Origin of the sequence: Stenotrophomonas sp. JAG2, from assembly GCF_041080745.1 — a bacterium.
Lineage (GTDB): Bacteria > Pseudomonadota > Gammaproteobacteria > Xanthomonadales > Xanthomonadaceae > Stenotrophomonas > Stenotrophomonas maltophilia_AA.
Genome location: NZ_JBEUMH010000018.1, coordinates 42,847 through 60,521, shown reverse-complemented (window position 1 = coordinate 60,521; position 17,675 = coordinate 42,847). Strand labels below are relative to the sequence as shown.

Genomic DNA, 17,675 nt, shown 5'->3' with positions numbered 1-17,675 from the left:
GCCGGCCCGCGGCCGGCACTACGGACATCCCGCCGTCGGCGTTCGTCACCCATACGCCCCACAAGGGTGACGAACACCCCCACATCCTGTTAACTTGCGCGCCCCACATGAAGTTGACAGGGTGTCGCGCCAACACGCGCCCTGTCGACACTGATAGCGCGCACGAATGACTGTCCTCCCGAATCGCTCCACCGCCCCTGCCCTGTCCCTGCTCGCCGCCGCCCTGCTGGCCAGCTTTGCCGCCACCGACACCGCCCGCGCCGCCCCCGCTGGCCAGGCCGTCACCCTGGACGCGGTAAACGTCACCGCCGCCGATGCAACCGAGGCTGCGCGCCGCGCCCTCGACCGGGTGCCCGGCGCAGGCAACGTCGTCGATATGACCCAGGTCGGCCAGGGCCGCGTCGCCGGTACCGCCGATGTGCTGGCCTATCAGCCCGGCATCAGCGCGCAGAGCGCCGGCAATGAAGGCGTCAAGGTTTCCGTCCGCGGCTCGGGCCTCAACCGCGCGCCGGGTGCGCATGCCTCCGGCCTGTCGGTCTCGCTGGATGGCCTGCCGCTGACCGGCCCCGGCGGCACGCCGTACGAGCTGCTGGAGCCGCTGTGGCTGAGCCGCGTCGAGGTCCTGCGCGGTGCCAACGGGTTCGAGCGCGGCGCCCTGGCGCTGGGCGGTGCGATCAACTACATCACCCGCAGCGGCCGCGATACACCCGGGCTGGAGCTGCACTACGAAGCCGGCGCACGCGGTTACCAGAAGCGCGGCATCAGCGTCGGCGGCGTGCACGACGCTGTCGACTATTTCCTGGCCTACACCGATACCGAGTACGACGGCTATCAGCAGCACGCGGCCGGCAAGGGCAAAGGTGCGGTGGCCAACCTCGGCTGGCAGCTCACCCCGGATCTCGAAACGCGCTTCTTCCTGCGCTACCGCGAAACCGATCACGAAACCCCGGGGCGCCTGACCCGCGCGCAGATCCGCAACGATCCACGCGCGGCGAATCCAGCCAACCTGGCGATCGACGCGCGCCGCCCGCAGCCGGGCAGCACCTGGATCGGCAACACCACGACCTACACCATCGATGACGATTCGTCGCTGCAGGCCGGCCTCGTCTATCACACGTACCCGATGGACTTGAACGAGAGCCTGTACCGCCAGCAGCTGGACTACGCCAACCTCAACGGCACGCTCGACTACCGCCGCCGGCACGCGCTGTTCGGGCATGACAGCGTGACCACGATCGGCCTGCGCGTCACCCACGATCTGGATGCCAACGTGCGCGAGACCCTGCGCTTCGCCAGCAACGGGTACGCGGCCGGCACGCACACCCGCGACTTTGAGCATTACGGCACCGACAGCGTGCTGCACGTCGGCAATGATCTGGCGCTGAGCGACACGCTGCGCCTGCAGACCGGGCTGGCGTTGATCCACACCCGCCGCGATGTGCAGGTCACCTGGCCGGCGACGCCGGAGAAACTATCCGAGCGCCAGTGGGACTACGCGCCGCGGCTGGGCTTCACCTGGCAGCAGACGCCGCAGACGCAATGGTTCGGCAACCTCAGCCGCTCGGTGGAACCGGCCCACCCGTGGTCGATGATCTGGGGATCGAACCAGTACTTCGCCGCCGGCAATGGCGCCTCCACCGGCCGCCAGCGTGCGCCGGTGAACCTGGACAACCAGACCGCGACTACGCTGGAACTCGGTGCGCGCGGCGACAGCGCACTCGGCCGCTGGGAGCTGACGGGCTACTACGCGCGCCTCAACCACGAACTGCTCACCGTGGAAGTGCAGCCGGTGCCGAACCTGTTCATCGCCGAATCCAACGCCAGCCCGACCGTGCACCGCGGCATCGAAGCCGGCCTGGACAGTGCGCTGTGGCAGGGCGTCGGCGGGCGAATGTCATTGCGCCAGGCCTACACCTTCAGCGACTTCCGCTACCGCGATGATGCACGCTTCGGTAGTAACCGCCTGCCCGGCCTGCCGCGCCACTACTATCAGGCCGAGCTGCGCTACGATCACCCGGCCGGCTTCTACGCCGGGCTGAACACCGAGTACGCGTCGAAAATGTTCGTCGACTATGCCAACAGCATGGCCGCCGACAGCCACGTGATCTTCGGCACCCGCATCGGCTACGACGCCCCCGGTGGCCGCTGGCAGGCCTGGGCGGAACTGCGCAACCTGAGCGACCGCCACTATGCCGCCACGGTGACCCCGGGCTACGACGATGCGGGCAAGGATGTCGCGCGATCGACGCCGGGTGATGGGCGCGGTGTGTATGCCGGGGTGCGCTGGCGCTTTGACTGAGCGCCGCGGCCCGCTACGGCATGCCGCGCTAGGCCGCCTGGTTGCGGACCTGCACGCCGGCTGCAGCGCTCCGCCGCATCGGGTAGGCGGCCGCCATTGCCTGCAGGCGGTCGCGGCCTCGCACTTCGACATCGCGCCCCTCTACAGTCACCAGCCCTTCCGCCTGGAAGCGGCGCAACAACCGGCTCAGGGTTTCCGGTGCGAGCCGCAGGTAGCTGGCGATATCCATCCGCGACATCGTGAGCTGCCACCGGTTCGCAGCATAGCCCCGCGCCGCCATGCGGTCGGCCATGTCGATCAGGAACGCGGCCAGCCGCTCGTCGGCCATGCTGTTGCACGCCAGCTGGGTGGCGCGGGCGATGTCGCGACTCATCAACCGGAACAACGTGGCCTGCAGCATCGGCATTCTCGTGGCCAGTTCCGCGATCTCGTGGAACGGCAGCCGGCACAGGCTCACGGTATCCAGCGCCACCGCATTGCAGGGGTAGCGCTCTTCATCGATGGCACTGAGGCCGAGGAAATCACCCGGCATGTGGAAGCCGAGGGTCTGCTCGCGGCCTTCGCGATCCACTGCATAGGTCTTGACCGTGCCCAAGCGGATCGCCGTGAGGTACTGGAACCGATCACCTTGCCGGAACAACAGATGGCCGGCATGCACGGGCATCGTGTGCTCGACCAGCCTCTCCAACTCCTGCAGATGGGCCGCATCGGCGGATCCCGGAAAGCACCCCGGACCCAGCGGGCAGGAACAGCATGCGCAGCGCAGCGCCGACGGCGTGCCAGAGAGGATGCGCATGATCGTGGGCCTCCTGCGATGCTGCGTCACCCGGTGCGCGGGCGCGTCTGGCAGGTACTGCACCTGCCGCCTTTCCCCCTGTGACTGACACACCCCATCCGCACTGATACTGCTGCCCTTGCCGGTGGCGGATTCATACTGTTTTGAGCCGCGGCGTTGTGCAATATCCGAACGACCAGTATTTCTACTGGTTTATGCCGTCGAGCCCTCTCCGGGCGCGCGCCAGGCTGAAGCGTTCAGTCCCGCCGTCGAGGAAATCCGGCGAAGCGCTGCGCGCTTGACCCACATCAAGCTGACCGTTCCCAGGCGGTCGTAACGTGTCCCCTACCGGGCGCAGCGGGGTACGGTCCGGACGTCCTGTCCTTTCCGGAGTCGATCCCATGAAGCCTCATTCCCTTCTTGCCCCCCTTGCTCTGGTCGGCGCCCTTGGCCTCGCCGGGCTCGCCCTGGCGCAGGCGCCCACCGTCAACATCGGCGAGCGCCATGGCAACCTCCGCACCGCACAGGAACACATCGTGCAGGCCTACCAACTGATCGGCGTGGCACAGCAGGACAACAATTCGCGCCTCGGCGGCCATGCAGAGCGTGCACGCCAGCTGTTGATCCAGGCGGATCAGGAATTGCGGATGGCGGCGAATTCGGCCAACGACCGCGGCCGCCCCTGATCATCGCTGCCGGGCCGCGTGCGCTCGAGGCGACGTCCCGCCCAGCCCGGCGGCGATATCGCCTGCCACCGCGGCTTCGTCGGCGGTGCGCCCGAAATGGTCGACATAGCGGCCCTCGCGATCAAGCAGGAACACGAACGTCGAGTGATCCATCATGTACTGGCCCTGCTTGCCGTAGGGCACCTTCTGGTAATACACGTGATAGCGATCGGTGACCGTCGCGATCTGCGCAGGGGTACCGGTCAGCCCGATCACATCGGGACCGAACAGCGATACATAGGCCTTCATTTTCGACGGCGTGTCGCGTGCGGGATCGACGCTGACGAAGATCGTTTTCAGCGGGGGCCCACCGAGTGCGCGCACCCGCTGCGCAATGCGCACCAGCCGTGCGAGGTCGGTCGGGCAGACATCCGGGCAGGCCGTGAAGCCGAAGTACAGCAGCACCGGCCTGCCATGGAAACTGCGATCGGTGACTACCTTCCCGTCCTGGTCGACCAGCGTGAAACCACCGCCGATCGGGTTGGCTGGCGAGGCTGACCACGCCGGTAGCGCCAGAAACGCGATCCCCACCCACGCCAGTGTCCACAGAGTGCGCCCCATCTCAGTGCGCCCCGTTGTAGGAGAGCGCCATGCCGACCAGGTTGGCCTGCTGCCCACCCACTGCCTGGCTGCCGATGGAGACCCCGATACTGAGTTGGCCAGTCACGCGATAGCCGCAGCTCACTTCATTGAGATAGTCATGCCGGCCCGCACCGGCCGCCCACGGGCGGCGCTTGTCGGTACGTGTCGCCCCGAAGACCCAGCGCCCGTAGTCGACGGTGACCGAGGTCGTCAGATAGCGCGTGTCATTGCCGGCGATCGCATTCTCATTCTGCACATCCGCGTACTCGACCAGCGGCACGATATCGAAATAGCGGAACCGCAACGTGGTATCCAGGTCCGCGCTGGAATCGGGCGCCCAGATGTAGCGCGCGGACACAATGCGGATCACTTCGTCATCGGCCGGCCCACTGTCGGGCTGCCCGACGCCGGCGCGGTTGCGCATGTAGCCGGCCTGCATCTCCAGGAACGGCAGCGCCGGAATCGCATCCCAGTTCACGGTGACCGCATAGGAATCGAGCTTGCCGGTGTTGGCCGGCCCGCCGTCCGAGCGCTGCGCCCGCGCACCGCTGCGCAGGAAAGGCCGGCTCAGCTCGGTGGTGTCAGCGGTGTACAGGTTGAGCCCCCCTTCGATCATCCCGACTTTCTGGCCGAACCAGCGGTAGGCGTACGTGGCGCCCAGCATCCCGCCAAGGTCGTAGGCGGCGACGAAATCATTGGTATACAGGCCGGGCGCAGCGTCCATCGCACGCCCGAACGGCACCTGCAGTTTGCCGATCTGCAGCTGGGTGTGCTGGGTCAGCTTGTAGTAGTTGAGTTCGTTCACCACCAGCCCGAGATCACCGAAAGTGCGCTTTTCACCGGCGGCTGGCGGATTGACCGGGTTGAACTCGGTGGACAGCCGCAGCTGGTCATTGGGGCTGAAGCGGATGTAGAAGCTGCTCTGGATGTCCGGATAGAAATCCGTGGTGTTGCGCGGGGAGGTCACACCACTGCCTTCCGTGCGGCTGACGTCGTACTGCATCACCACGTTGTAATCCATGCCCAGGTTCGGGTAATAGCCCTTGTCGGCATGCGCGCCCGCGCTGGCCAGCAGGCCCAGCCCGGCAACAAGCCCGGCACACAGAGGGGATCTGCACACGATGCGCATCACGGCACCTCCGCAGGCAGCTGCACGTTGGCCGGCAGCGCGAAGTCGCGCCCGGTGTTCCTGAGATAGCTGCAGGTCTGGTTGTCGCCGTAGATGCCACCAAGCGGCGCCAGCTTGACCGCCTGCGCGTAGTCCTCCGGGCGTACCACCTGGATCACCTGCATCATTCCGCCGTCCTCGTGCTCGAGGATGTGGCAGTGGTAGACGAACTTGCCCAGCATCACCGGATCACGGAACGGAATGCGCAACGTGATCGAACCGCGGGTCGGGATGAACACCGTATCGCGGTACCCACTGAACGGGACGGGCTTGTCGTTGATCGCCACCACCTGGAAATCGGTCTGGTGGATATGGAACTGATGCAGCTCCTGGGACGGGTTGTACAGGCGCCACTCCTCGACATCGCCGAGTTTGACGGTGGTGTTCACCCGGCGTGGATCGAAGCGCTCGCCATTGATCAGGAAGGCGTCGCCGTCAGTCGCCGAATCCTGGAAGGCGAACTGGCGGACATTGGCCACACGCACGTTGCTCAGATCTTCCAATACCGGATATGCGCTGGTGATCGCCCGGGTGGCCACAGCTGCTCCGCCGGCACGCAGGGTCGCGATGCGCGCGCCCTTGTACTGGTCACCTGCCGCACCCGTATTGCCGGCGGCCAGCTCGACCGGGTGATCGCCCGCGGACGGGCCGACCACCAGAATGCTGAAACGCGCGGACGGCCCGATCAGCAGTTCATCGGTCATCACCCGCTTGTTCACCGTATTGCCGTCGCGCGACAGGATCTGCACGTTCTGTCCGTTGATGCGGATGCGGAAGTACTGGTTGGCGGAGATGTTGAGCAGGTGCCACAGCTGGGTTTCGCCGGGCTGGATGGCGATCACTGGATCGCCCTGCCCGTTGACTGTCCGGATCGATGGCGCGCTGGTCACGATCTCGCTGGCCAGCCTGCCGGTACGAGTCTTCTGGAAATTGCGCAGGACCAGAACGCGCTCCTGGATGCCCTTCAGTTCCGGGAACGGATCGAGGATGCCGTCGACCAGGATAGGCCCGGCGATGCCCGACTCCACCTGGCGCTGCGCGCCGCCGTGGAAATGGCTGTGGTACCAATAGGCGCCCGGGCTGTGATCGGGGGGCAGCTTGAAACGGTACAGCCCTTTCTCGTGCGGGCCAACCTCGCGGAAGATGCTGTCACCCGAGTCCAGCGGCGTGACCGTCATCCCATGGAAGTGGAGATTGGTCTTCTCGTCCATCTGGTTGTCCAGTGTGATCGCCACCGTGCCACCGGGTCGCGTGCGGATCACCGGGGCGTCGTAGTTGCCGTTGAAGACCAGCGCGCGATATGGCTGCCCACCCACGGATACCGCCGACATCGCCGCGCGCAGCGTGCCCGCGCTGATGCCATCGGCCCCGTAGCGGATTTCCGTGGGGGCCTGCAGCGCTGCGCCCGGGTCCGCGCTGTCCGGCGGTGCCTGCGCCATCGTCGCGCCAACCCACAGCAGCATGCCGGTCAGGGCAACGAGACAGGCATCGAGCAGTCGGCGCCGCTGCCGGCTGCGCGGGGTGATCGCTGCGGTGCGGGACAGAGCCATGGCGATACCTGCTGGAGAGAAGAAGGGAACGGCGCGTCAGGTGCCGGCGATGGCCCAGGTGATGAAACCGGTGGCAATGGTGCTGACCACCAGGCCGGTCAGGAACAGCCAGTCGGCCATCCCCTCCAGGAACTGGTTGCGCCTGCGTCGCCGCGTACGCAGCGCCCAATAGGCGCTCAGGCACGCGGCCAGGTAGATCAGCGAGTTGATGCTGAGCAGGTCATCGCCGAGGGTGTCGACCTGGCGCAGTACCGTGACCACGTGCAGCACGCCGACCACGGTCATGCACACGCCCAGCATCGCGGCCGAGGTGGTGAAGATGTGGACGCAGATATCCTCGTCCAGGGAGGCCGCATGTGTTGGCGGCTTGTCCGCTGCAGGTGGGGGAGAGGCTGGCTCGTGCATGGGTCTCGCTCGGAGCATTCGGACCTGCGCCGGTCACAGGCCACCCCACGGTAGCGAGCGCTGCCGCCCCGACGCATGACCTAGATCAAGCCGGGACGCCTTGCCGTGCGCGACGGGCGCATTCAGCCCCTTGACCAGGATCAAGCCGCCTTCACCGCCGTGGTCGCATCGTAGGGCGCGGCTCCCCGCGTGTTGCGAGCACCCATGGCCATGTGGAACGACTTCAGCCATACCTTCCTGGTGATCTTCACCAGCCTGCTCCCGGTGACCAATCCGCCGGGCGCGGCGCTGATGGTCCTCGGCATCGTGCCTGAAGCCACCACCGCCCAGCGCAGCCGGGTGGCCCGCGCGGTGGCCTTCAACAGCCTGGTGATGCTTGCCGCCTCGATCGGCATCGGGGCCTATGTGCTGTCGTTCTTCGGCATCTCGATCCCGGTGCTGCGGCTGGCGGGCGGGCTGGTGATCGCGGTGACCGGGTGGCGCCTGCTGCAGGCACCCGCGCAGGGCGAGCATGGCTCGCTGGCCGGCGCCGCCCAGCAGGAGGCCCGCGACGATGCGGAGGCCTCGCTGGACTCATTGCTGTTCTATCCCTTCACCCTGCCCCTTACCGTGGGGCCGGGATCCATCGCGGTGGCCATCGCGGTTGGCACGAGCTCACCGGCACAGGGGCCGGAGGCCGTGCACATCGCAGCCGCCGCGTGCGCATTGCTTGCACTGTGCGCCTTGATCTACCTGTGCATGCGCTACGCCGGGCGGCTGCAGTCACTGCTGGGTCGCACCGGCACCCAGGTGGTGCTGCGGCTGCTGGCATTCGTGATTCTGTGCATCGGCGTGCAGATCGGGTGGCTCGGTCTGTCCGAGCTGCTCGCGCAGCAGGCGGCACGGTAAGCCGCGACCCCGGGGATTGCTTCAGCGCCCCTGTGCCCGGGCAATCGCCGCTTCGGCCAACGGCACCATCTTCGCGTAACCGGCCGGCGTGGGATGCACGCCATCGGCAGCCAGTTCCGGGTCGAGGCCGCCGTCTTTGTTGGTCATGGCCGTGTGGTAATCCAGATAGACCAGACCCTGCTCCTCCGCGTAAGCACGCAACGCCCGATTGAGCGCCGTCACTTTGCCCGCGGGCTGCACGCCGGGTTGCCACGGGTAATCGCTGACCGGCAGCACCGAGGCCAACACGATGCGGATGTTATGCGCCTGCGCCAGTTCCACCATCGCATGCAGGTTGTCTTCGATCATCGCCTGCGTGGTGGGCCCGGTGTTGCCGGCGATATCGTTGGTGCCGGCGAGGATCACGACCAGCGCCGGCTTCAGTGCGATGACGTCCTGCTGGAAGCGCAGCAGCATCTGCGCCGTGGTCTGCCCGGAAATTCCCCGGTTGACGTAGGGCTTGCCCGGGAAGAAACGCTCGCTGCCGGTCGGTCCCCAACCTTCGGTGATCGAGTCCCCGTAGAACACCACGCGCTTCGTCCCCGGCGCGACCGCCGCCAATGCGGCGTTCTCGCCGCGGTAGCGCTGCAGCTGCGGCCAGTCCAGCAGGCGCTGCTGCATCTCCGTGATCTGCGCGGGCGTCGCCTGGTCGGCAGGCACCCGATACAGCGGATTGGTCGCAGGCGATTCCTGCGCGTGCGCACTCGGATGCAGGACGCACGCGGCGAGCGTCGCGGCGAACACGGTGGAACGGATCAAGGCGGTCAAAGCGCGGCACTCCGGTGGCGGCAGGCCGACAGTCTCAGCGATCGGCGACCAGGGAAACAAGCTGCGCTGCGACGCGATCGAACGGGCCGATGTCGCGCGTGGCCCGGCTCATCGCCACCGCGCCCTCGATGCTGGCGATGATCATGGTGGCAATGCCGTTGGCCTGCTCGGGCGAGCGGCCACCGCGACCCAACGCTTCGGTCAGACGGGCTTCCCAGCGCGCGAATACCTCGGCCGCGGCCCGCCGTGCATCGTCGGGTGCATCGTCGATCGGCTCTTCGACCGCCGCCGCAAGGACCGGGCAGCCGACATGGAACGCCGAGCGGATCAGGCGCTCGCGCCACGCCGCCAGGAACAAGGACAGCCCGTCGGGGGCCGCTCCCTGCAGGCAGGTATCGAGCAGCGCATCCACCTTGGTGCCCGCCAATGTCGTGGCTTCGGCCAGGACCTGCTGCTTGCCGCCGGGAAAGTGGTGGTAGGTGGAGCCGAACGGCGCCTGCGCGCGCTTGGCGACCTCACGGACGCTGGAGGCATTGAGTCCGTAGGTGGCCAGCATTTCCGCGGCCGCAGCCACGACGCGCTGCGGCGCATCGGAATGACGTGCACTCATGAGCCGGACTCCTTGCTAAGACGAGTGTCATAGATTAGCGTATTTCCATTATGACACCTGTTATAGATGAGCGCCCCTGCCCATGAATCTCTGGTTCCGCCTCCTGTTCCTGCTGCTGTCCTCGCCATTCCGCCCGAAGCTGAGCGCGCCGTTCGCGGTGTCGCGCTTGAACTTCCGGGTGCTGCCCAACGACATCGACAGCAACCTGCACATGACCAACGGCCGCTATTGGACGATCTTCGACCTGGGCCGGCTCGATCTCGTGTTCCGCATGGGCCTGGGCCGGGTGGCATGGCGCTCGAAGTGGGCCCCGATCGTCAGTGGCGGCAGCATCCAGTTCCGGCGCGAGCTCAGGCCGTTCCAGCGCTTCGTGCTGGAAACGCGACTGGCCGGCTGGGTCGGCACGCGCATCATCATGGAGCAGCGGGTGCTGATCGGCGACGAGGAAAAGGTCGCCACGCGGGCCCTGCTGATCACCGGCATCTACGACCGCCGGCATCGCCGGTTCGTCTCCACCGATCAGATGATGGAGGCCATCGGTGCGCCGGTGGTGCCCTCGCCTGAGCTGAGCAAGGCGGCGCAGGCGCTGCTTGCCGCGGAACTGGCGATGAAAGAGGACTGAGGCGGCCCAGCCCGACCGGGCATCCCAGCGGTCACGCTGCGCGCCACGGCAGGATTTCCGCCTTCGTCATCAGTTCGTTTGGACAGCTTGTGCCCCCGTTAGAAAACGCCCTGCACCAGCAGCTTTCCATCGTCGGTAGGTGCAAGCACCAGACCGTAAGTCTCGTTCCCGCGGCCGTATCCTGCCGAGCAGATCGCATCCCAGCCCTGCCCGCAATCCACCTCGGGATGCGCGGCGAAGACGGGGTCGCCGTCGTTGTCGGGCGCAGATGCAACCCAGCCGGCCTTGATGAGCGCGACCTTCGCCTGCGCGTAGGGCATGCCGACAGTGATGCCGATCTCCGTCCAGGCCGCGGGCAGCGACGGTGCATCAGCGGCATGCGCGTGGCCGGCCAACAGCAGCAGCAACAATGACAGGAACATCGATTTCATCAGCATCACATCACGGTATGGGCTGCACAGGATAAAACGCGGGAAGGTCTGCGGGCACGGATCGCACGTGCCAACTCAGAACCCATCCAACGTCCGCAGCAATGAGCCGAAGGTCAAATAGAACGAGTCGTGCCCCCCCTGCGCGCGCCCATACCCCAGGAACACCGGCCCCAGGAACGTATCGGCACCGACGAACACGCTGCCCGCCGTCTGCATGCCATCGATGTTGACGTCCTCGCGGCGCTGCCAGAATCCGCCCCACTCCACGCTGCCGCCGACGTACAGCGGAATCGTCAGCAGGGAGTCGGCATGCGCGACGCGGCGGTAATACACCACCCGTGCCAGCGCGGTCTGCGGCGCGAAGATGGCCTCCTCTGGATAGCCGGACAGATTGCCCAGCCCGCCCAGGAAGCCGTAGGTGGCCAGCAGATCATCGCCGCCGTGTGCCGAGGTGGCGCGCACGCCGCCCAGCCAGCGGTTGTGGCCCTGCGCCCACGCGCCATCCCACTGCACCCGGGTGACCGCCGCCGAGTTGTCGGTGCCCAGTGCATCGAGATAGTGCTGCCGCGTGAGCGACAGGCGCTGGCCGCGGCTGGGGAAGGCCGAGCTGTCGATCGAATCGTGGCGCAGCTGCCAGCCGACGCTGCCCATGTCCGCGCGGTAATTGCCCAGCTCGGTCGGGTTGCCGACGTCCAGGCGCAGGCGCTCACGGCCGCGCTCGCCGAACAGCGCGATTTCCCAGTCCGGATGTGGCGAATACGCCCAGCGCAGTCCACCCAGCCACTGGCTGTAACGGAACTCGGCGAGTGCGCCCCCGCGCATCAGCGCCAGGTCCAGATCAGTGGCGCGGTACTTGGCATAGGTCGACAGCGCATGCCGGCCACTACTGCCGAACGGCCGGTAGTACTCGGCGAACGCCTCTTCCACTTCGCCCAGCCCGACGCGCAGTTTGAGCTCGGCGCCCTGCTCGCTGAGGCCGGTGCGGGTCAGCTCGGTGATGAGCTGGTAGTTGCTGCTGCCATCGAAATCATCGGACAGCCGCAGCGCGAAATGCAGGAAATCCGGGCCCCAGCGTTTGTCCTGCGGTGCGAGCACCAGGCCCTGCTGCCCGTCGCGCTCCTCCAGCCGCCACTGCACCTGCTGGTAGCGGCCTTCGCCGTACGCAGTGGCGACCTTCTGCTCGACGCGGTCCGGTTCCAGCGGCTGGCCCACTTCGGGCTGCAGGCGCTGCTCGATGTAGCGGGCAGTGCGGGTCCTGTCGCGCAGCACATCGATGAAGGCCACGATCGGCGTCTCGTAGGCCGGCGGCCGATGCTGGCGCTGGAACGCGGCGTAGCGGGTGTCGTCCACCTGGAAGCGCCGGACGGAGGCCACCTCGGCCTGCGCGGCCTGCTCACCGACGCCGACCGCCTGCGGCGAGCGGTTGAAATCCTGGCTGCCCATATCGCCCAGCGGTGGTGTGATCAGCAGATCCTGCGGCCCCAGCGTGGCCAGCTGCGCCAGTACTTCACGCTGCATCAGCACGCTGGCCATCTGGTGGCTGATCGCCAGCGGCGAATCCAGTTGCGCCTCGGTCATCAGCGGCGAGCCGACCCGCGAGACGATCAGCCGCTGCGCGCCCAGCCGGCGCGCTTCGTCGATCGGCACGTTGTCGACCACGCCGCCATCGACCAGCAGATGGTCCTCGTAACGGACCGGCGCGAACACGCCCGGCACCGACATGCTGGCGCGGATCGCCAAGGCCAGGTCGCCCTGCGCGAACACGACTTTCTCGCCGCTGACGATGTCCGTGGCAATCGCCCGGAACGGAATCGGCAGCTGGTCGAAATCGCGCACCTGCCAGGTCGGCAGCAACAGGCGGCGCAGCAGCATCTCCAGCTTCTGGCCCTGGATCAGGCCCTGCGGGAACGCGATCTTGCCGTTGCTCAGGCCGACTTCGACACCGCCCAGCAGGCGCAGGTCATCTTCCTTGCGGCGCATGCTGCGCTCATCGCGTGGCGGTTTGTCGCGCAGCACCTCGGCCCAGTCGATCCGGTCCAGCACCGCCTCGATCTCATCGGCGGTGTAACCGGAGGCATACAGGCCGCCGACCACCGCGCCCATCGAGGTGCCGACGATGCAGTCGATCGGCACGCGCTCGCGCTCCAGCACTTTGAGCACACCGATATGGGCCGCGCCGCGGGCACCGCCACCGCCGAGCACCAGGCAGGTGCGGGGACGGTCGGAATCCTGCGGTGCGGAATCAACGGACGCTGGAACGGTCTGCGCAGCCGCCAACAGTGGGGCGCACACCAGCGCCGCCAGGACAAACAGCCAGCGGCTGCAAGCACGCCGCGTGGCCCTGTCGGTGGTTTGTGTTTGTGTCTGCCGCATTCGATCCCTCGCTCCCCGCTACCCGTCATCCCCTTGAAGCGCACTTTGCCTGCCGGGCCCGACGAGGTCCACCCATCGGGCCTGGGGCCTGCATCTCAACTGCCGCTGGGAAGAAAGCCCACGAGCGCCACGGCCAGACAGACGAGGCCGCCAGCCAGCGGCAGATAGGTGGCCCACACCGGTGCCCCCTGGCCAACCGCGAAGGCGACAAACGCCTCCCGTATGTTTCGGCCGGTCAGAAGCGGAATGACGATCAGCGCCAGCAGGGGCAACAGCGAGGCGAACCCGAAGCCGAGGAACGCGGGCCGGTGATCATTGCTGGCAAATCCGCCCAGCGGGTACAGGGCCACGCCCCCCAGTAATCCCGCGAAGAAAAGAGTGTTGGCGACCCGGATCGTGGTGCGGTGACGGCGCCGCAGCGCGGCCCGGGACCAGCCACGGTCGTGCGTCTGCAATCGCCTCGCCCAATACGCCACCAACCCCGTTGCGATGATGCCGCCGACGACACCGCTGACCGCCGGTCCCCAAGGTGGTATCTCCATGCTTACGTCCCTGTGCCTTTCCGGCAGTGTAAGGCCGCGGCCGGTCGCGCATGCACGAACGGCCGCCCATGACGGGCGGCCGTTGGTCTGTTGCGCACCCCAGCCGAAGGACGGCGGATGCTACCGATGCCCCGCCTCAGCGCTTGGCCGGCGGCGCATTCTTCACATAGGTATCGAACCAGGTCAGCATTTCCGATACCAGCTGTTCATTCGATTCCAGCGCGGTGTACCAATGCGGTTCGTGCGGCAGCATCACCAGGCGCGTGGTGCCCCCATTGCCGCGGATCGCCTGGAACAGCTTGCGCGACTGGAACGGCTCGGTGCCCGGGTTCGCATCATCCTCGCCGTGGACCAGCAGCAGCGGCAGCTTGATCTTGTCGGCGTAGAAGAACGGCGAGGCCTTCAGGTACACGTCCTGCGCCTGCCAGACCGAGCGGCGCTCATTCTGGAAACCGAACGGGGTGAACGTCTTGTTGTAGGAACCACTGGTGGCGACGCCGGCCTTGAACAGATCGGTATGCGCGATCAGGTTGGCGGTCATCAGACCCCCATGGCTGTGACCGGTGACACCGATCCGGTTGCGGTCGACCACACCCAGGTCCACCGCCTTGTCCACTGCGGCCTTGGCATCGGCCTCAAGCTGTTCCAGATACGTGTTGTAAGCGGTTTTCGGGTCGCCGACGATCGGGAACGAGGCGTTGTCGATGATCGCGTAACCGGCCAGCAGCATCAGCCGGTACGGTGCCAGCCGGGTGAAGGTCTGCTGCGAACCGGACACCTGCCCCGCCTGCGCGGCGTTGGCGAAATCGGCCGGGTAGGCGTACAGGATGGCCGGCACGCGCTGGCCTTCCTTGTAGCCCGGCGGGGTGTACAGAGTGAACGACAGGTCCACGCCGTCGGCACGCGTGTAGGTGACCAGGCGCTTCTTGATCTGACGCACCTCCGGGGTGGGGTCGACCAGATGGGTCAGTGCGGCCGGCTTGGACATGAACTGCGCCTCGCCCGGCTTGGGGTCGGCGACATCCTCGCCCAGCAGGCGCACGAACGCATTCGGCGCATCGGTCACCGACTGGTGCCACGTGAGGAGGTGGCCCGGGAGGGCGCTGAAGCCGATGAACTGCTCGTAGGCATCGGGATCGCTGCGGAAAAGACGCTCCGTCTTCAGGCTGCGGAGGCTGAGCGCATCCAGGAACGGACGATCGCCCTGCGGCGAAGCGCCCTGCCCGCGCAGGAAGACCGTGTTGCCTTCCTGACGCACCACGTAGGCGCCATTGGGCAGGCGCTCGTATACGAAATTGCCCGGGTCTTCGTACAGTTCATCGCTGGAAAGATCCCACAGCAGGCGACCTTCCTGCTTCGGGCTGTCGACGTTGACGATGCGGGTCTGGCGCCAGTGCCGGTTCTCATCGTTCTCGTCGAGGAAGGCGACGTCGGGCTGCGCCGTCCAGGCCAGGCCTTCGAAGCGCTGCGCGGTGCGGGCGATCTCGGTGGGCTTGGCGGTGAACGGGGCCTTGAGCATCAGCACGCGGTCGCGGTGCGGGACGGTGACTTTCCAGTCGCCCTTGTCCAGCGCCTCGGCGTAGACCAGCGTGGCTGGATCGGTGGCGCGCCAATCGAAATCACGCGGACCTTCCGGCACGCCATGCACCGGCACGCGGTCGGCCAGCGGCAGGCTCGCGATCGGCGTACTGCGGCCGCTGGAGACATCCAGCACCGCCACGTCATTGGCGAAACGCTGGTAGGTCACCGCATGCGAGAACGGCGCCTTGAGCGTCTTGGTGAGCACATGCACGCCATCCGGTGCGGCCCCGATGCTGTCCAGCAGCGCCGGTGTGCCGACGGTGCGTACGGTGTTGGCCGCGGTATCCACCACCGCCAGCTGCGACTGGCCGTAATAGGCGAACAGCGCCTCGTCGTAGGCACTGGTCAGCGTATCGCGGGCTTCGTAGGTACTGCTTTCGCCCGCCGTCCCCAGCGACTCCTGGATATCCGGGCCGATCGCACCCTCGGCGCTCGGTGCCGGACCTTGCTTTGCAGGCACCAGCTTGACCAGCAGCTGCTGGCTGCCGCCGAGCCACTGCACGGTGCTGCCGAAGATCGGATTGAGCGCTACGTTGGGGACTTGCCGGACCTGACCGGTGACCGCATCGCCGACCCACAGCTGCACGCTGTCATCGACCACATTCTGGAACGCAAAGCGCTGGCCGTCGGCCGACCATTGCGCCATGCCGGCACACCCGTTGGGCAGCGCCACCTTGGTGGAGCGGCCGCTGAGGGTCTCCACCACGGTGAAGTCACCGACGCACGGTGGAATGCCGTAACCACCCGGGGTGTCGTGGCGGCTGCGGTTCTTCGGCTCCAGGCGCACGCCGGCCAGCTTCAGGTACGGCTGGGCAACGCGGGTGATCGACGGATAGGTCTGCACCGTCGTCAGCAACAGGCGCTGGCCGGTGGGGTCGACGCTGGGCGTCGGCGGCGGCGGCGCCTTGAGCACCTTGAGCAGGTGTTCCGGCGGAGTGGCATAACCGGCAAAGGCCGGTGCGGCTGGCAGCAGGCCGAAGGTGGCGACGGCAACGGCCGCAGCCAACGAGGTACGACGAATCAGCATCCTTATCCCCTTGCAGTGTCAACGAGTGCCCGCACAGGGGCATGGCCCGAATCTAGCACCGCTTGGGCCGATGGGAATGGGCCGGAAGGGCTAACCGCCCGACACCGCAAAGCCCGGCTAGAATGCCCCATGCGAACCGTGCAAGCCCTCCGATATGTCACCCCGCTGCGCGAAGGCGGCTCCCTGCCCGCCGTTGTCGAGACCGACGACGACGGCATGGTCGTACTCAAGTTCCGGGGCGCCGGCCAGGGACCGAAGGCGCTGATCGCCGAACTGATCGCCGGCGAAATCGCCCGCACGCTCGGCCTGCCGATTCCGGAGATCCTGTTCGTCGAGCTGGACCGCGAGTTCGCCCGGACCGAACCGGACCCGGAGATCCAGGACCTGATCCGCGCCAGCGAAGGCCTGAACCTGGGCAGCGATTACCTGCCCGGCGCGATCAACTACGACCCGGCCGCGATGCAGCCCGATGCGGAGCTTGCCTCGAAGATCGTGTGGTTCGATGCGTTCACCAGCAACGTGGACCGCACCGCCCGCAATCCCAACCTGATGGTCTGGCATCGCAAGCTGTACCTGATAGACCATGGCGCAGCGATGTATTTCCATCACGACTGGGCCAGTGCGGGCGAGGCCTGCAAGAAGCCGTTCGTGCTGATCCGCGATCATGTGCTGCTGCCGTTCGCCACGCAGATTGCGGAGGTGGATCCCGGTCTCGCGGTGATGCTGCCGGATGCGGAAATCGTGCGCATCGTCGGCCTGGTGCCGGACAACTGGCTGGTGGACGAACCCGCCTTCGACAGCCCGACCGCCTACCGCCAGGCGTACATCGATTACCTGCAACACCGTCTTCGCGTCCGCGCCGCCTTTGTCCAGGAGGCCGTCCGTGCCCACACTGCACACGTATGACTATGCGGTGATCCGCGTGGTGCCCCGCGTCGAGCGCGAGGAGTTCATCAACGTCGGGGTGATCGTGTCGTGCCCGGGCGCCAAGCATCTCGAAGCGGCGATCGAGCTGGATCTGGAGCGGCTGCGTGCCTTTGCCCCGTCACTGGATATCGAAGGCCTGCAGCCGTGGCTGGACGCGATCGTGGCGATCTGCCGCGGTGACGCGACCGCCGGGCCGATCGCGCAATTGCCTGCGCGCGCCCGCTTCCATTTCCTCACCGCCAAGCGCAGCTCGGTGGTGCAGATGTCGAGCACGCATGTCGGGCGCACGGCGGAGCCGCAGCGTGTGGTCGAGCATCTGCTCAACCGGATGGTGCGCGTTCCGCGGTAGCCACCCTGGGCGGT

General features: G+C 67.0%; 17 protein-coding genes. 6 read left to right on the top strand and 11 right to left on the bottom strand.

Going from position 1 to position 17,675, the window contains the following annotated elements; genetic code table 11:
* Positions 1–166: 166 nt before the first annotated feature.
* Positions 167–2,299, top strand: coding sequence for a TonB-dependent receptor family protein (locus AB9O74_RS17620; protein WP_369350083.1), 2,133 nt, complete (start codon positions 167–169; stop codon positions 2,297–2,299).
* 28 nt (positions 2,300–2,327) lie between these two features.
* Here AB9O74_RS17620 and AB9O74_RS17615 read toward each other — a convergent pair whose 3' ends face one another.
* Positions 2,328–3,095, bottom strand: coding sequence for a cyclic nucleotide-binding domain-containing protein (locus tag AB9O74_RS17615; protein ID WP_369350082.1), 768 nt, complete (start codon positions 3,093–3,095; stop codon positions 2,328–2,330).
* 380 nt (positions 3,096–3,475) lie between these two features.
* Here AB9O74_RS17615 and AB9O74_RS17610 point away from each other — a divergent pair, with 380 nt between their 5' ends.
* Positions 3,476–3,760 (top strand): hypothetical protein, encoded by a 285-nt coding sequence (locus AB9O74_RS17610; RefSeq protein WP_046273347.1) that lies wholly within the window; start codon positions 3,476–3,478, stop codon positions 3,758–3,760.
* Here the strand turns inward: AB9O74_RS17610 and AB9O74_RS17605 are convergent, their stop codons facing one another.
* The 4 genes from AB9O74_RS17605 to AB9O74_RS17590 are packed head-to-tail and all read right to left on the bottom strand — an operon-like array spanning position 3,761 to position 7,504.
* A complete protein-coding gene (locus AB9O74_RS17605; RefSeq protein WP_369350081.1) occupies positions 3,761–4,330 on the bottom strand; it encodes an SCO family protein in 570 nt (189 codons plus the stop codon). It lies immediately after the preceding gene.
* A gap of 31 nt (positions 4,331–4,361) precedes the next feature.
* Positions 4,362–5,510: a hypothetical protein gene (locus AB9O74_RS17600; protein ID WP_369350085.1), complete on the bottom strand. Its 1,149-nt coding sequence runs from the start codon at positions 5,508–5,510 to the stop codon at positions 4,362–4,364.
* Complete coding sequence (locus AB9O74_RS17595; protein WP_369350080.1) at positions 5,510–7,099, bottom strand: multicopper oxidase family protein; 1,590 nt, start codon at positions 7,097–7,099, stop codon at positions 5,510–5,512. Before AB9O74_RS17595 ends, AB9O74_RS17600 begins: the two co-directional genes overlap by 1 nt.
* Positions 7,100–7,135: 36 nt before the next feature.
* Positions 7,136–7,504, bottom strand: a complete 369-nt coding sequence (locus tag AB9O74_RS17590; RefSeq protein WP_346477655.1) for a hypothetical protein — start codon at positions 7,502–7,504, stop codon at positions 7,136–7,138.
* 204 nt (positions 7,505–7,708) lie between these two features.
* Here AB9O74_RS17590 and AB9O74_RS17585 point away from each other — a divergent pair, with 204 nt between their 5' ends.
* Positions 7,709–8,392, top strand: coding sequence for a MarC family protein (locus tag AB9O74_RS17585; RefSeq protein ID WP_369350079.1), 684 nt, complete (start codon positions 7,709–7,711; stop codon positions 8,390–8,392).
* A 21-nt stretch (positions 8,393–8,413) separates the two neighbouring features.
* On the opposite strand, the gene AB9O74_RS17580 is transcribed toward AB9O74_RS17585, so the two are convergent.
* Both AB9O74_RS17580 and AB9O74_RS17575 read right to left on the bottom strand, forming a co-directional pair.
* Entirely contained in the window at positions 8,414–9,100 is a 687-nt protein-coding gene (locus AB9O74_RS17580; protein ID WP_369350084.1) for an SGNH/GDSL hydrolase family protein, read from the bottom strand.
* A gap of 133 nt (positions 9,101–9,233) precedes the next feature.
* The gene (locus AB9O74_RS17575) at positions 9,234–9,809 is read right to left on the bottom strand and encodes a TetR/AcrR family transcriptional regulator (protein WP_046273342.1); all 576 of its coding nucleotides are present in this window, start codon (positions 9,807–9,809) and stop codon (positions 9,234–9,236) included.
* Positions 9,810–9,891: 82 nt separating this feature from the next.
* Here AB9O74_RS17575 and AB9O74_RS17570 point away from each other — a divergent pair, with 82 nt between their 5' ends.
* On the top strand, positions 9,892–10,431 hold the full coding sequence (locus tag AB9O74_RS17570; RefSeq protein WP_369350078.1) for an acyl-CoA thioesterase: 540 nt from the start codon (positions 9,892–9,894) through the stop codon (positions 10,429–10,431).
* 98 nt (positions 10,432–10,529) lie between these two features.
* On the opposite strand, the gene AB9O74_RS17565 is transcribed toward AB9O74_RS17570, so the two are convergent.
* The 4 genes from AB9O74_RS17565 to AB9O74_RS17550 all read right to left on the bottom strand — a co-directional run bounded on the left by AB9O74_RS17565 (position 10,530) and on the right by AB9O74_RS17550 (position 16,385).
* Positions 10,530–10,868: a hypothetical protein gene (locus tag AB9O74_RS17565; RefSeq protein ID WP_369350077.1), complete on the bottom strand. Its 339-nt coding sequence runs from the start codon at positions 10,866–10,868 to the stop codon at positions 10,530–10,532.
* Positions 10,869–10,937: 69 nt separating this feature from the next.
* Positions 10,938–13,154, bottom strand: coding sequence for a patatin-like phospholipase family protein (locus AB9O74_RS17560; RefSeq protein ID WP_369350076.1), 2,217 nt, complete (start codon positions 13,152–13,154; stop codon positions 10,938–10,940).
* 176 nt (positions 13,155–13,330) lie between these two features.
* Entirely contained in the window at positions 13,331–13,777 is a 447-nt protein-coding gene (locus AB9O74_RS17555; RefSeq protein WP_369350075.1) for a hypothetical protein, read from the bottom strand.
* Positions 13,778–13,913: 136 nt separating this feature from the next.
* On the bottom strand, positions 13,914–16,385 hold the full coding sequence (locus AB9O74_RS17550) for a prolyl oligopeptidase family serine peptidase (RefSeq protein ID WP_369350074.1): 2,472 nt from the start codon (positions 16,383–16,385) through the stop codon (positions 13,914–13,916).
* A 129-nt stretch (positions 16,386–16,514) separates the two neighbouring features.
* Between AB9O74_RS17550 and AB9O74_RS17545 the strand changes: the two genes are divergently transcribed.
* Together AB9O74_RS17545 and AB9O74_RS17540 are read left to right on the top strand one after the other, a co-directional pair.
* Positions 16,515–17,291, top strand: coding sequence for a HipA family kinase (locus tag AB9O74_RS17545; RefSeq protein WP_369350073.1), 777 nt, complete (start codon positions 16,515–16,517; stop codon positions 17,289–17,291).
* Entirely contained in the window at positions 17,269–17,661 is a 393-nt protein-coding gene (locus AB9O74_RS17540; RefSeq protein WP_176990907.1) for a DUF3037 domain-containing protein, read from the top strand. Before AB9O74_RS17545 ends, AB9O74_RS17540 begins: the two co-directional genes overlap by 23 nt.
* The last annotated feature ends 14 nt before the right edge of the window (positions 17,662–17,675 follow it).